The 16,276-nt window shown below is 40.0% G+C and carries 11 protein-coding genes; 3 read left to right on the top strand and 8 right to left on the bottom strand.

Annotated features, from left to right (window positions below; all coding sequences use genetic code 11):
* Positions 1–149: 149 nt before the first annotated feature.
* A complete protein-coding gene (locus BM130_RS00690) occupies positions 150–2,312 on the bottom strand; it encodes an APC family permease (protein ID WP_010526952.1) in 2,163 nt (720 codons plus the stop codon).
* Between the two features lie 150 nt (positions 2,313–2,462).
* Complete coding sequence (locus tag BM130_RS00695) at positions 2,463–3,323, bottom strand: sugar phosphate isomerase/epimerase family protein (protein ID WP_010526951.1); 861 nt, start codon at positions 3,321–3,323, stop codon at positions 2,463–2,465.
* Between the two features lie 371 nt (positions 3,324–3,694).
* Here BM130_RS00695 and BM130_RS00700 point away from each other — a divergent pair, with 371 nt between their 5' ends.
* On the top strand, positions 3,695–3,886 hold the full coding sequence (locus BM130_RS00700; RefSeq protein WP_029626520.1) for a cold-shock protein: 192 nt from the start codon (positions 3,695–3,697) through the stop codon (positions 3,884–3,886).
* A 132-nt stretch (positions 3,887–4,018) separates the two neighbouring features.
* On the opposite strand, the gene BM130_RS00705 is transcribed toward BM130_RS00700, so the two are convergent.
* The 6 genes from BM130_RS00705 to lipA form a co-directional block, all read right to left on the bottom strand.
* Positions 4,019–7,147: an ATP-binding cassette domain-containing protein gene (locus BM130_RS00705; RefSeq protein WP_010526949.1), complete on the bottom strand. Its 3,129-nt coding sequence runs from the start codon at positions 7,145–7,147 to the stop codon at positions 4,019–4,021.
* Between the two features lie 224 nt (positions 7,148–7,371).
* A complete protein-coding gene (locus BM130_RS00710; RefSeq protein WP_029626519.1) occupies positions 7,372–8,214 on the bottom strand; it encodes a hypothetical protein in 843 nt (280 codons plus the stop codon).
* A 657-nt stretch (positions 8,215–8,871) separates the two neighbouring features.
* On the bottom strand, positions 8,872–9,603 hold the full coding sequence (locus tag BM130_RS00715) for a DNA-binding domain-containing protein (protein WP_010526947.1): 732 nt from the start codon (positions 9,601–9,603) through the stop codon (positions 8,872–8,874).
* 89 nt (positions 9,604–9,692) lie between these two features.
* Positions 9,693–11,414, bottom strand: coding sequence for a single-stranded-DNA-specific exonuclease RecJ (gene recJ / locus BM130_RS00720; RefSeq protein ID WP_010526946.1), 1,722 nt, complete (start codon positions 11,412–11,414; stop codon positions 9,693–9,695).
* A gap of 150 nt (positions 11,415–11,564) precedes the next feature.
* Positions 11,565–12,266: a lipoyl(octanoyl) transferase LipB gene (gene lipB, locus BM130_RS00725; RefSeq protein WP_010526945.1), complete on the bottom strand. Its 702-nt coding sequence runs from the start codon at positions 12,264–12,266 to the stop codon at positions 11,565–11,567.
* Positions 12,263–13,135: a lipoyl synthase gene (lipA, locus tag BM130_RS00730; RefSeq protein ID WP_010526944.1), complete on the bottom strand. Its 873-nt coding sequence runs from the start codon at positions 13,133–13,135 to the stop codon at positions 12,263–12,265. Before lipA ends, lipB begins: the two co-directional genes overlap by 4 nt.
* 221 nt (positions 13,136–13,356) lie before the next feature.
* Between lipA and lysS the strand changes: the two genes are divergently transcribed.
* A complete protein-coding gene (lysS, locus tag BM130_RS00735) occupies positions 13,357–15,081 on the top strand; it encodes a lysine--tRNA ligase (protein ID WP_010526943.1) in 1,725 nt (574 codons plus the stop codon).
* A 104-nt stretch (positions 15,082–15,185) separates the two neighbouring features.
* Positions 15,186–16,181, top strand: coding sequence for an NAD(P)H-dependent glycerol-3-phosphate dehydrogenase (locus tag BM130_RS00740; protein WP_074964216.1), 996 nt, complete (start codon positions 15,186–15,188; stop codon positions 16,179–16,181).
* Positions 16,182–16,276 lie beyond the last annotated feature (95 nt).

The following is a 16,276-nucleotide window of genomic DNA, read 5'->3' on the forward strand; positions in this document are numbered from 1 at the left end:
ATTATGGTTAATAGATTGAGGGGATTGGGGATATTGAAGAATTGATGTGCAAAATAGACTAACCACTAATGGATAATTTTAAGTTCCGTGGACCAATGAGTTAAGTAAATTTTATACGAATAAAACAGTTTTGCACATTACATAAATATTTATTTTAAAATTTCCTTAAAGGCAATATCATGCGATGCCATCACAAATAACCTTCTGGGTATAGAAGCAGTTTTTGCTTTTAGGTCATTGAAGTACTTGGCAAATTCAGAATCAGGGCTCTTCAACCCCAACATAACAAGGTCTGCATTTTGTGAATCGGCCGTTAACAAACTAAAAAAGTCTTCCCTCTTGCCTACCAAGATTTTCCTGCCAAAAGATACACGAATCGAAGACAAAAGATTATCCAGGTTCCGCTCGGCTTCTATCGCAGCTTTTTCCGAGGTCACAACCATCTTTATGACCACCTTCACATCCTGCCAGTGAGGACTGTTTTGCATCATATAGGCCAAAACCATCATTAATCCGCCATTGCCTTTTAATCCGCCCCACCACAAATCCACATTAAGACTAGTACGGCTGGTTAAGGGTTGCTCGTCACGCAGTATAATCACATTTTTTCGTGAATTATAAAAATGAAGAATCATTTGCGCATAGGGCTCATGATGTGATTCGTCAGTAGTATCTCCCAAAAGAATTGTATTGGGCACTACCGGGCCCAATCCATAAGCATTGCTCAGTTGCCGAGCTCCAATAAATGGATTTTCGGCTCTAACCACCCGAACCAAGGAACGAATGTTTTTTTCGGTCAAATAATCCCGAATTTGTTTCTCAAACTGATATATCTTATCCTGTGTAACACTTACTTCGGGCAATATGGTAGCTACAGTAAATAATCCTTTTTCTTGCGCCAATCCATTAGCAAAGTCGATCAAATGCCAACGTTTTACGGGTGCTCCTGAAAAAACCAATATATTGGGCCGCCAACTTTTGGGATCTTCCATCCACTTTATCCGCAACAAAATAAAACGCACCAACTGTAGCAACACGCCATTACGCACATCACCCCACGTAGTTTTTAACCGACGCCGGCGCAACCACCCCAAAACGCCAAATATGACTACCATTGCTAATAAGGTGGCAACAACATGAATTAAAAACATTACCACTATACATCCAATGGCACCAATCAACGAAAAGCCCCAATGAACTTTAAATTTTGGACGAAACGACGGATTCTTCAGAAACCTTTCAATCCCGGCAGTAAAGTTTAAAATCCCGTAGGTTGCAAGAAAAAACATGGTTAGTACCGGGGCTATTGTATTAAGGTCACCCAACACTACACACACTAACGTAATTATAACAGTTAAAACTGTACTTCCCCTTGGAATATTTTCGGAACCATAACTTTGGGCCAATACAGCAAATCGGCGTGGAACAACATTATCTCGGGTCAATGCCTGCAAAACTCTGGGGGCACCCAACAAACTTCCTGTAGCACTGGACAATGAAGCCCCCCATACTCCCATTACTATCGCACCCCCCCAATATGCTATACGACGCATTATCAATGGATCAGAGATCAACAAAGAAGGATCGGCCCGCCGCCATAGTATGACAGGCAACAGCATATATATAACATAACCGGTTCCTACTGCCAAAAATGTACCTAAGGGAATCGAACGCGAAGCATCCTTCAAATCACCCGACATATTTACTCCGGCCATTATTCCCGTCACCGCCGGAAAAAATACTGCAAATACCTTCCAAAACCCCACCTTTTCAGGGGAAGTAACTTCCAATAGCCCTAACTCACCATTTTCAACAGGCTTTCCAAAAATTAGAGAAACTATTGATAGTGCTATTACCGACAGTATTACATATTGCGCCTTAATTGTTGCTTTGGTAGAAAAAAATGCCAGAGAGCCCAGCAATAATGTAGTAAGGATCCCGACTACTTTAATATTTAGTGATGGAAACAACGCTATTACACTTTCCGAAAAACCCATTACGTAAAGAGCCACAGAAAATGTTTGTGCCAAATACAACGGGATACCTAAAGCACCGCCTATTTCCAACCCCAGGGAGCGACTTATCATATAATAAGCCCCTCCGGTCTTCACCTGGGTATTCGTCGCTATCGAAGCAATTGACAATGAAGTAAGAAAGGTTATCGATGTAGACAAAGTCACAATAAGCATAGTGCCACCCAAACCCACATTGCCCACAACCCAACCAAAACGAAGATACATGATTACGCCTAAAATCGTCAACAACGATGGCGTAAATACTCCTCCAAAAGTTCCCAGTTTATTGTTTCGCATATAAAAATTTTAAGGGCCTGACGCGAAAGCCTATTTACGCATGGATTTCCTGCTAACAAATATATTATAATATAATTTGTCTGATAAAATTTCAATAAAAAACCGTGACACTAACTGCCACGGCTACTAAAATTTTAGTTTCACCAACTGTTATTTCCCATAAGAATTCTTTACAAAATCGGCTTTCTGAAGGTATAAAAGACTTTTTTCTACGCTTTCCAGTGGGTCATAATTATATTTCTCAACCTCTACAATGAGATAATTAACACCTGCCTGGTCGGCAGCAGAAAAGATTCGCTCAAAATCCACTTTCCCACTTGCTCCTAATTCTTTTTCATCCTTAACATGCCAAAGAATGAAACGACCCGGGTAATTTTTAAAATAATCTATCGGATCTTTACCCCCTTCTATAATCCAATATAAATCAAGCTGGAAAAATACCTTTTCTGGATCGGTATTACGCAACATAAAATCATAAATTACCTCACCTTCCAGTTTCCTAAATTCCTTATCGTGATTATGGTAACCAAATAAAATCCCTTTTTTGCGGCATTTTTCACCCACCACATTAAAGTATTCACAATACTTTTTCAGCCCTTCAAGCGACTGATATCCTTCTTCCCCCATCCATGGCTGAACAATATATTTCACTCCTGCTTTGACATGCGCCTCAATACACTCATCCCACCAAGCCATTGCGGAATCCCATGACGCAGAATCAGGCAATGAATGCCCTGTATGAGAACTAATAAACTTCATTCCACTTTCTTCCACCAACGTTTTAAAGGCCACAGGATCCATACCGTAAAATTTCCCATCCGAATAGCCTGCTGCTTCTACAAAGGTGTATCCCATTTCGCCTACTTTACGAACAGTTTCTGCCGGTGCTTCTTTCATGGCATCACGAACAGAATAGAGCTGTAGGCCTATTTCCTTTTTTTTCTGTAAAGAACACATGGCCATGAATAAACCAAGAAAAAATAACCCCATTAAAGTAACTGATTTTTTCATATTTCTAATCTGTTTTGTGTTACAATTAGTTGTATGTGAAAGTGAGTAATCAACCTATTTAAATTAAAAGATGTTTAAATTTAATAACAAATTCGGGAAAAGCATCTCTATTAAAAAAAGTATTTTCCTTGTACAGAATAGTTTTAATCTTTTACAATAGCCGAAAAAACCATTATATTTTCGGCAATTAACGGTCTTCATCAAAAATATCTGATTTTTATGCTCTTTTATTATGCAAAATCCAAATATTGTTGCTTTATTTGTAAACTAAATATTAATCATGCAAAGAAATCAACTGTCTATATTCAAATTTTGTTTAATGATGGTCACTATCGATGCATGAAATGATTAACAAACAAATTTTTATTACAATGAAAACAGGTAAAGTAAAATTCTTTAATGAATCAAAAGGTTTTGGATTTATTAAAGAAGATGAGTCGGAAAAAGAATTCTTTGTTCATGCATCCGGACTTATCGACAGAATTAAAGAAGACGATGAAGTTACCTTCGAGCTTGTTGAAGGAAGAAAAGGTCTTAATGCTGTAGATGTTAAATTGGTTTAGAATATATATTTCAATACCATTATTACATTAAGCACAACGTAACAAAAGAGCCGGCCATTAAAAAGGTCGGCTCTTTTTTATTCAGTAAACTTAAAACATTGGCTCAAGAATAAGCTTATACCGGCTTATCGGTCAAGTTCCCAACTTTTGTAGTTTCTGATGCAACTTCCGTAACCGGAATGTTTCGAAATAGCGAATTATCTTTCTCAACAGATCAAAATACAAGGTTACGTAAAGAAGTGCTGCTCCAAGCCAGATAATTATCAAATTAAAGACAGGGGTAGATATAGTCACTCCAGCAAACACCTTTTCGGGCGCAAAGAAATGAGATCGGCCCCACTTACCTGTCGGCTTCTTATACCCGGGATCTTTCTTCCGGATAAATTTATTGTCTGAATATACAAACTGGTCTACACTATTTTTATTCAATACCATTTCGTACAAAGCTTCATTGTGATATTTCTCTTTAAAGGCGGCAACAGCTTCAGTCGACCCCTTTTCTTCAATTAAAGCTTCCATTTTCTTATCCCTGCGCTTTTTCCAATACTGATATTCACTGTTAAAAAATTGTCGGGCATGCGACAACAGGCTATCCACCATGGTATAATAACGCTCCTCACCTGTCACTTTTCCCAAATTAATAAATCTTACAGGGAAAAGATCCGGATACTCATCACTCAATTGTACCAGTGCATCCCGTAACCGATTGTCAAAATACTTTTTTTGAGTAGTATCACCATGTGCGGCAGACCATCGTGCCGACTCCAAATAATTCATTAGTTCAGGAATAAATGTAGAGCCGTAATACGAGGCATTGCTCATGGCTTGCTCCTCTTCAAAAAAGATGGCATCAAAATCATTATTCTTAAACTGCTCAATCACCAAAGCTTCATACGACCAGCGCGAAACCATTGCGTCACCAATACGCGGAACATATTCTTCCGAAGTTATGGATTTATGCAACTTATCAAAACTCACCACAGCTCCGCTAAAAAGCAAATGAGGGACCAATATAAGCGGAATTAAAACATAAATGGCAACCACCGAATTGAGTCCACTGCTAATATTGAGTCCAAGCATATTGGCAAAGCACGCTGTCGAAAACAATATTATCCAGTAACTCCAGGTCATCCCTTTTATTTCCAGAATACTGTTTCCTATCAACACAAACATCAGACTTTGTATGGCTGAAATTGTAAAAAGTATCAACACCTTACTATTCAAAAAACTAAAACGGCTTAAGTTCAGAAATGATTCCCGCTGAAGCAGCTTCCGGTCTTTTATGATCTCCTCGGCACTCACGTTTAAACCCACAAATAAGGATACCACTACACACATGAAAAGATAGGCCGGGATATTAACATTTTCGGAAAAAACATAGCCATATGGATTATCCGGCGTTCCTGCCAGATACTTGATAAAAAAGCCCAATATTAAAGCCAGCAATGGCGACTCAAGTATATTTATCAACATATATTGCTTATCCTTTAACTTGGACAAGCCGTCACGTAAAGTATAGATCCAAAACTGCTTGCGGCGATTAGGAATATTATACAGATTTTCCGGAAGCGGCTCTTTACGGTCAATTTTTCGCTTTACCTTCCACTGAAATTTACTTTCAAAATTCTCCAGATAATGTCGATACCATTCTTCAGGCTTCACCTTCCGTTGCCGAATCAGCTTACCATAGGGGTTTACCATCCTCGCCTCAACAATCCGCAACACCTGCTCGGTTTTCACATTTCCACATACATAACACTCACGTTCTTCCGGATTCACGTAGTTGGCCATCTTCTTAAAATAAACGATGGCATCCATCGGGTTACCATTATAGATGATATAGCCTCCTTTATCTATGATAAGCAGTTTATCCAACATTTTGTAAAGGTCCGACGAGGGCTGATGGATATTAATGATGACCAGTTTTCCTTTCAGCACTTGTCGTTTAAGCAAAGACATCACCTTTTCCGAATCCATGGACGAAAGCCCGGATGTGGGTTCATCCACAAACAGAACGGAAGGTTCACGTATCAATTCCAGTGCAATATTCAGTCGCTTACGTTGCCCTCCGCTCAATATCTTATTCAGAGGGTTACCTACTACAAGGTCACGCGCTTCTACCAAATCAAAATCCTGAAGGGCGTTGTCTACTCGTCTGACTATCTCCTCATGACTCTGATTGCTGAAACACAACCGCGCATTAAAATACAGATTCTCAAAAACCGTCAACTCCTCTTTCAACAAGTCATCCTGCGGCACATATCCTATCACCCCCTCAAGCATCTCTTTATCGTGATGCAAATCATATCCGTTAATGGTAATCTTTCCGCTACTTAACCGATAATTACCATTCAAGACATTGAGCAAGGTAGATTTTCCCGTTCCGCTACCGCCCAGAATGCCCACCAGCTGTCCCGACCTACCGGTAAAGCTAAAACGGTGAATACCTATATGATTGTTATTAAATTTATACGAAACATCTACCGCACGGTAAATTATTCGTCCTTTTTCGATTCGATGAATAAACTTTTCGGCGATTCGGCCATAATATACGGGCGCCATGCGGGATGTCTTGATAACGGCACCCACTGCCAGCGCATAGGGGCGATTTTGCTCCACCTTATGCCCGTTCAGATACAAGTTCCGGGAACCTGAATACCGGAAGATGAAGGTCTTGGTACTACGCACCCGCAACACCCAAACCACAACCTGTTGACGCGGATTATAAATATGCTTGATGCGGCCATCGGACGGCGCTTTATCGCCACTAATCAACAACAATGAGCTCTTATCGCTGACAAGCTCAGGGGACTCAAGAATAAAGGTTTTAAGGTTATCGTAGTCCTGAGAATCTATTTTCAGGTTTTCGGCCAAAATATCAACAAAATAGTGCTCTTCATCACTTATGGTATCCTCCTTCCTCAAAAAATCAAGCAACTGAACAAAAAGAATAATCTTGGGCTCTTGTTCCAACTCCTGATTAATCTGATTACAAATATTCAGAATACGTTCGCGGTTATCGGACGACTGCTTCTCAATTAACTCATGGTCATTACTATACACATGCGCGTGATACCGATTGAGGAATTCTTCAAACTTTGCCAAATACTTTTGAACATACTCACTATTGAAATGACGGGCTAAAAAGTCTTCCACCAAAAAACGTGCTCGTCCTGTTTTGCTCTCCTTCTTTAAATCGGTAAGCAGGGCGAACAGTTTCATTAACGATTCCAGAAGTGCTTCGCTCATTGTTTGTTCCATGACTGGCACGTTTTTTTAGTGTTAATAATTTCTTTATTGTGAAGATATAAAAAAAATCACCCCGTTGTAACTTTTCCGAATTTGCGCGGTTAAGCTTCAAAATTTTTACTCTGACCTATAACACTTTTTTTGACGCGAATTGGACTGCTTTAACCTAAAAAAAAGGCTGTCTCATATATGTAAAGACAGCCTTTCAAACAATGTTATATTCACTTAAACCTTAATTATTCCACAAAAGCAGCTCTGATTTTTTGCGTCTCTTTTATGATAATGTTCATCTGCTCTTCCGAGATGGCATTTTCTTCAACCATATTATATACATTTGCCAAAGGCTGCAATTGGTGCATTACTTCCCGCACCGATTCATCATCTTCATGCTTTTTCATTAACTCCAGAAGCTTATTGAGTGAAGCCTTCTGTTTCATCACAATTTTTACCATTTCCTTATTCTGATAAGTGTTTTCGGAAATATTGGTGGTAATATAGAGTGCTTCGACCCAGCTTCCGGCCAGAACCAACATACTGACGGCACCACGACCATTGGCATTTAAATATTCATACGTATCATAAAATGTGTTGGTTATTATCTTTACCAATGCATCTTTATCATCCTGGTTTTGTTCAATCTGTTCAATAATATCCGAAGGTAAAGCCCCTGAAATATTCAAAGCATCAATCAACTTTTTGGATACCTCCATGTAATCCATGGTTTGCTGCTTTTGATTATAAGTGCTGGCATAACTCAAATCGGCACCATAAACACCCAGATTAATGGCTTGTTTTTTCTCTGTCAGATATTTGTCAACATTGTCGGTTGAATTAGACAAGGTTAAAATATAAGCGGCACCGATACGGTTTAACATTTCGGTCACTTCGAACGAAGTAGGCAACGGATAAACAAACTCTTTCACATCCTTTTCAACCTCTTCTTTTTCTATTCTGGGTTTGGTACTTGTCTGTTGTTCCCGGGCACTCTGCTCTTTTTTCTTACCTGACTGACAGGCAGGTAAAACCATAAGCACTGACATAAGCATTACTATCAGTGTGCGTTTTTGTAGAATTCTCATAGGTAATTTGTTTATTTTTTTGTTTCTACAAATATAATTTATTAATAGAAAATATTAAGCGATAAACCAAGCAATTTACAACCGGCATAAACAATTAAAAAAAAAATTAAGTTAACACCCCAATTCATCCGACACCTTAGCACATTTTCGTAAAACGATTAATATTTTTCTGATATAAGTCGACCGCTTCTCTGAAACGACACCCCAATTCAGGGGAATCGCTTTCCCATTACCGGGGGAAACACTTTCCCATTACCGAGGGAAACGCTTTCCCTTTACCGGGGGAAACGCTTTCCCTTTACCGGGGGAATCGCTTTCCCTTTACCGGGGGAAACACTTTCCCTTTACCGGGGGAATCGCTTTCCCCCAAAAACAGTTTTATCAAACATACCCTAAATCGAATACAATTTGCATGAAATAAATTTGATATTTAATCTCAGCCTCCTCAATACAGGAAATTAACAGGACATGAACACCCGTTATTAAGGGCACTCATTTTAACGGAGACCATAAAACAGGAAATATCATCTTTAAACCCTATCGTTGTTACTTTTTGTCATATTCCGGTTTCCGGAAACTATAAAAGGCCCAACAAAAACCAACGGGATTGTCAAAAAAGAGATGACAATCCCGTCGAAGAAAAAAGCAGAGGATACTTTAACCAACCACATTAAGCAGATGGTCCAAAATGGCAGTACGCGGTTCTTTTAATATTACATTTTTTCCATATTGCGTTACCACCTGTAGCCGATAACTTCCGGCAGCCAAAGCAGGGGTCAGAATAATAATCTCGGAAGGTTTGTTTTCAACGATATCAGAGGGATCAACCTTTATTACCTCTCCCGTAGAATCATTGATAAAACTAACCCCCACCCGGTCATCGTCTCCGGCCAGCTTAATTCTGGAACCTCGAATTCTCAAATTACGATTGGGGGTAATAATATCATTCACCGAACCGGTTTTAACATCTTCCACTTCCAGGATTTTAGCCTCAGTGTCACCTAATCCAAGAATTTCTACCTGGATATTGGAAAGCTCCTGACGAAGCAATGACCCCTGGTTAAACTGAATGTAAAGAGCATGCTTATCGGGATTAAAAGTCTCGTTAGGGCTGTTAAATACTCCCCTTATAGCAACCTCGGAAGTAAAATAACCGGTATTAACAGAGAAACCATCACAGAGCCTGTAGGCCATCTCCTTAAAGAATAATCCTACATCATGTTCCATTCGTTCGGCGGTGGTGTCAGCACCTCCGCGTGTCACTGCTGAAACACACACATCTCTTGTGCTCAGCGTTCGTTCCGAATCTACCCGGGCTACAAAATCATTTGGGTCATCGGTTAATGGATTTTCATACAATCGTGCTTTAATACTATGTAACGCACTCATATGGAAACAGTTTTAGGGTTAAACTCATCCCAAATTTAACACATCTACCATAAAAATACAACACTATTTAACACAAAAAAAATCGAATTTTATTGCTCGCTTTTCCATTTAATATCCAGCACCATTAACTGCAAAGAAAGAGGATGATTATTCATACATTCTTCAATGGTATAGCAGATATCAAACGGTTGAGAGGATTTGATACGGTTTAACAGATGACCCTTGCCGAAGGCTATACCCCTAATGATTTTAGGGGAATCGCTTTCAATGAGTTCCAGCATCAGATGTTCTCTGTGGCGTCCTACTACCTTACTGGTACCAAAGTCGTAGACATTCCGGGTAACAAAAACGGGTTTAGGATTTCCCGGGCCGAAAGGATGGCAACGTTTCAAATTATCAAAAAATACTTGCGTAATATCTTTCAGTCTGATTTCTACATCCACATCAATTTGCGGAACAAGCTGAGCAGGCTCAATGGTATGAGCCACCACTTCTTCAAAACGTTGTGCGAAAACTTCTACATTCTCGGGCTTAAGAGTCAATCCGGCCGCATAATCATGGCCGCCAAAATTTTCAAGCAAATCCTGACAAGCTTCTATGGCCTGATATACATTATAGCCATCGACCGAACGAGCAGACCCCACAATAAGCTTGTTTGTACGGGTTAAAATCACTGAAGGGCGGCAAAACAGCGAAGAAAGTCTCGAGGCTACAATTCCAATAACTCCCTGATGCCAGCAAGGCTGATAAAGCACAGTAGTCTTTCGGTGGGATAAATTCTTATCAGTGGCTACTAAACGAATAGCTTCACGGGTAATGTTACGATCAAGGTCCTTTCGTGTTTCATTGCACCGGTTTATAGAACAACCGATATGGTAGGCTTCTTTTTCATCGTTACAAATCAGTAATTTCACCGCATTATTTCCCGATTCAATACGTCCTGCAGCGTTTAGTCGTGGCCCGATTTTAAAAACAATATCATTGAGTTCAAGTTCTTTTCCATCAATACCAGCCACCTGAATAATACTTTTTAACCCGAGGCAAGGGTCTTGATTTAACTTTTTTAACCCTGCCACAGCCAATGTTCGGTTTTCGCCTGTAACCGGTACCACATCAGACGCGATACTAACCACTACAAGATCAATATAGCGCAGCAGCCTATCAAAAGCTACACCCTTACGCATGGCAAAGGCTTGCATAAATTTAAACCCCACGCCGCAACCAGAAAGATTTTTATCCGGATAGTTACAGTCTTCCCTTTTGGGGTCGAGGCATGCCACAGCTTCGGGAAGCTCAGCCCCCGGTGTATGATGATCGCAAATGATGAAATCAATACCCTTTTCACGGGCATAAGCTATTTTGTCTACTGCCTTTATTCCGCAATCCAGGGCTATCACCAATGAAATATTTTTTTCTTCAGCCAGGTCGATACTTTTTTGGGATATTCCATATCCCTCATCGCACCGGTCCGGAATATAATAATCGATGTGGGGATGAAATTCTTTTAAAAACGAATACACCAATGCTACACTGGTAGTTCCATCAACATCGTAATCGCCATATATAAGGATGCTTTCGTTGCTTGATATGGCTTTGCTCAGACGATCAACAGCTACCGCCATATCCTTCATAAGAAAAGGATCATGTAATTGGGCAAGAGTAGGATAAAAAAAAGCGTGGGCTTCTTCTCGACTCGTAATACCACGAAGTGCCAATAATCGACCTATAATCGGCCCTATATCTTCAAAAGCGGATAGCTCCGCTTCTACATCAAAATGGGGTTCTTCCTTAATGCTCCATCGTTTTTCCATTATATCTTCTCACTTCTGAGACCTTAATTTTTCCAAAAGATACCTGTTTTTAAATAAATTGGAACATTTTGATAAAAAAAGTTATCAACACAACTCAAACGAACTTATGCTAACTTACTGATTACATGTATATAGAAAATCAACAAAGCATTAAACGAAATTAAGCCCGAAAACCTTCTTAAGGTTGTCTTTCAAGACCTTTTTAACTTCATTCATATCCATTTTCGAACCTTTTTCTTTTTCCAGTGAAGTTACCCCTTTATCCACAAAACCGCAGGGATTTATATATCCAAAATACTTAAGATCGGTATTAACATTAAGCGCAAAACCATGCATCGAGACAAAACGACTGGCTCTTACGCCAATAGCGCAAATCTTTCGGGCATTGGGACCATTCGTGTCAAGCCATACGCCTGTAGCACCATCCATACGCTCACTCTCTGTTCCGAAGGCTGAAAGCGTTTGAATTATGGCCTCTTCCAGCAGGTGGATGTATTCTTTAACACCCAGTTTTAATTGTTCCAGGTCGAAAATAGGATAACCAACAATCTGCCCCGGACCATGATAAGTAATATCTCCACCACGGTTAATTTTGTAAAAAGAAGCATTAATCTGCTTTAAAAAATTTTCTTGTACCAACAAATTCCCGGGTTGGCCGTTTTTCCCCAGTGTATATACATGAGGATGCTCACAAAATATTAAACGATGAGTGACGGGTTGTTCATGCCCGGGATGCTCACGATTAAATAGTTTGGCATCAACAATCTCTTGAAACTTCTCTTCCTGATAGTCCCAGGCCTTTTTGTAATCTGTTACTCCTATATCTTCAAAAATAGTATTGGCAGTTGTCATTCTGATAAAGCATTTATATGTTTTTCAGCATGATAAGATGAACGAACCAGCGGACCGCTTTCCACATATTTAAAGCCACGTTTTAGCCCTTCTTTCCGATAGATTTCGAACTGCCCGGGGGTGACGTATTCATATACCGGCCAATGCTTGGGCGTGGGTTGAAGATATTGTCCAATGGTTAGTACCTTGACTCCGACTGCTCTTAGGTCATCCATCGTTTCAAAAACTTCTTCAGGCGTTTCACCGAGGCCTACCATAATACCCGATTTAGATACCACTCCCGAGGAAGAAATATATTGAAGCACCTTTAAACTTAAATCATATTTTGCTTTACTACGGATTTGAGGTGTCAAGCGCCGTACGGTTTCCAGGTTATGGCTGATTACCTCAGGCCCGGCATCAATAACTTTTTGTATGAGATGTTTTAATCCGTTGAAATCGGGAATGAGAACCTCCTGCGTAATCCCGGGGTTTAATTCTTTCACCATTCGAATGGTTTCTGCCCAAACAGAGGCCCCACCGTCTTCCAAATCATCCCGGTCAACAGAGGTGATTACAGCATGTTTAAGCTTCATAATTTTAATAGAGCGGGCAATTCGCAAAGGTTCTTTAAAATCTACTGCGTCGGGTTTTCCGGTCTTTACGTTACAAAACTTACAAGCACGGGTACAAATATCGCCCAGAATCATAAAAGTAGCGGTACCATTACTCCAGCATTCGGCAGCATTTGGACATTTACCGCTTGTACATATGGTATGCAACTTATGATCACGAATGGTTTTATTCATCCAATTGTAATCAGCAGTACTGGGTAGTTGTATTTTTAACCAGGCGGGCTTTCTTTTTCGTTCCGATAAAATATTAATCATTCTATTTTTTTATTTGACGTTTGAATTAGGGACTAATTGCCAACTCTGCAAGTTTAATTAAAATGGATTTAAATAACAATTATAACCAAAAATTGGTTTTCTCAGGTAATCATTATCTTTGTAAAGTTTTTTGTATGGCATTGAGCCGGTGAAAACATCTTTCCGGGTTAAAATGCCACAAAATTTAAGACTAACTAAATATCAACAATACAATAAAACTTATGAGCTTACTGGAATTGAGCGAACAGGAAATTATTCGACGCGAGAGTCTTAATGAACTTAAGAAATTAGGTATCAATCCTTATCCACCGGAAGAATATCCCGTAAGTCATTACTCTCAGGATATCAAACAGGAATTTGAAAAAAATCCGGATGCCTTCCAAGAGGTTAGCCTGGCCGGCCGAATCATGAGCCGGCGAATCATGGGAAGTGCATCGTTTGCTGAAATCAAAGATAAACAAGGACGTATTCAGATATATCTGCGCCGCGACGACCTTTGCCCCGGCGATGATAAAACCCTTTATAATGTTGTCTTCAAAAAGCTATTGGATATTGGCGACATCATTGGTATCAAAGGTTTTGTCTTTAAAACCAAAATGGGTGAGATTTCGGTTCACGTAACCTCGCTCAAGGTATTGGCCAAATCGTTGCGACCGTTACCCGTAGTTAAAGAAAAAGACGGAAAAGTTTACGATGCCTTCAGCGACCCCGAACAACGCTATCGCCAGCGTTATGTGGACCTCATCGTCAACGACAGGGTGAAAGATACCTTCATGAAAAGAACCCGGATTATTAATTCAATGCGTGAGTTCTTCAATGATAAGGGATATCTCGAAGTGGAAACCCCCATTTTGCAGCCCATACCGGGTGGTGCGGCAGCCCGACCTTTCATCACCCATCATAACACTCTTGACATACCTCTTTACTTGCGCATCGCCAACGAGCTTTATCTAAAACGTCTTATTGTTGGCGGATTCGAAGGGGTATACGAGTTTGGAAAAGATTTTCGTAACGAAGGGATGGACCGCTCACACAACCCCGAGTTCACAGTAATGGAAATCTACGTGGCTTACAAAGACTATGAGTGGATGATGAACTTCACCGAAGAGATGATTGAAAAAGTGGCGTTGGATTTGCATGGCACCACTAAAATTGAGGTTGGCGACCAAATCATCGACTTTAAGCGGCCATTTAAACGGATTAGTATGCTCGATGCCATTAAAGAGCATACTGGAATAGATATCTCCGGCATGGATGAGACACAACTACGAAAAGTATGTGACAGGTTGAATATCGAACACGACCCATCCATGGGGAAAGGAAAGCTTATTGATGAAATCTTCGGCGAAAAATGTGAAGCTTCTTACATTCAGCCCACATTCATCACCGACTATCCGGTGGAAATGTCACCTTTGTGTAAGAAACACCGCGACAATCCGGAACTAACCGAACGCTTTGAACTCATGGTCAATGGCAAAGAAATTGCCAACGCCTATTCAGAATTGAACGACCCCATCGACCAATTAGAGCGCTTTAAAGAACAACTACGCCTCTCCGAAAAAGGGGATGACGAGGCCATGTTCATTGATATGGACTTTGTTCGCGCGCTGGAATATGGCATGCCACCAACCTCAGGAATGGGTATTGGTATCGACCGACTAACTATGCTGATGACCAATCAAAATACCATACAAGAGGTCATATTCTTCCCGCAAATGCGCCCCGAAAAAAAACAAGAACGTGATGGTGAAGAAAAATTCACAGAGTTAGGAATCCCTGCGGAATGGGTACCGGTATTGTATAAAGCAGGCTACCTGAAAACAGCCGACCTGAAGGAAGCTAATCCAAACAAGGTGCATCAAGAACTTTGCGGCCTTAACAAAAAATACAAACTGGGTTTAAAAAATCCGCAACCCGACGAAGTGAAAGCCTGGATTTCCAAATAACCTTTCGCAGGAATCGGAATAATTTTTAAGGTGTTTAATGACAAATGTCGTTGCAAAAACCGGTAAACATCTATATTTTAGGGTAAATAAAAATTTATTTAAACATGGATGAGTCATCGACCATTGGAATCATAGGCAGTGGAAGTTGGGCTACCGCTATTGCCAAAATGGTTCTAAACAATACAGATAGTCTTAACTGGTATTTCCGTAATCCGGAACACATCAAAAATTTCAAAGAAATAGGCCATAACCCGAACTACCTGACTTCCGTAGATTTCGACGTCGATAAGATTTTTTTCTCATCCGACATCAATGAAATTGTTGAAAAATCAGATATTCTTATATTTGTTATACCGTCTGCTTTTTTAAAGGATGCTTTAGTATCGCTAAAAGCTCCTCTTAATAATAAATTTATCGTTTCGGCAATTAAAGGACTTATTCCTGAAGAAAACCTCATCATAGGAAGTTTTTTTCACAAATATTATCAGGTTCCCCTAAATTCAATAGCAGTAATTTCGGGTCCATGCCACGCCGAAGAGGTAGCCCTGGAGCGCCTGTCCTATCTGACCATCGCATGCCAGGATATGAAGAAAGGACGTTTCATAGCCTCCAAACTGGCCTGTTCGTATGTTAAAACCTCCGTTATTGACGACATTTACGGAACCGAATACGCCGCAGTGCTGAAAAACGTTATGGCCATTGCCGCAGGCATTTGCCATGGATTGGGATATGGTGATAATTTTCAGGCGGTATTAATTTCGAATGGCATACAGGAAATTAAACGATTTGTTGATACTGTCCATCCAATCAGTCGGGATATTAAAAGCTCTGCTTATTTGGGTGATTTGCTGGTTACGGCCTATTCCCAATTCTCCAGAAACCGCACTTTTGGCAATATGCTTGGAAAAGGATACTCGGTTAAAAGTGCTCAACTGGAAATGTTGATGATTGCTGAAGGATATTATGCCGTAAAAAGCATCGTTGAAATAAATGAAAAGTTTAAGGTTAATTTACCCATTACCGAAGCCGTTTACCGTATTATATACGAAAAAGTTTCTCCGGCAATTGAGATTAAGCTTTTAACTGAACAGCTGAGGTAAAAAAGGCAGTCAAATGTCAACAGTTTTTATTGCAGAGTGTTTACTGTTCGAGTAAGGAGGAATATGAAACGTTGATATTCATTAATTAAATTTTC

This window comes from Thermophagus xiamenensis, assembly GCF_900112795.1.
Taxonomy (GTDB): domain Bacteria; phylum Bacteroidota; class Bacteroidia; order Bacteroidales; family Marinilabiliaceae; genus Thermophagus; species Thermophagus xiamenensis.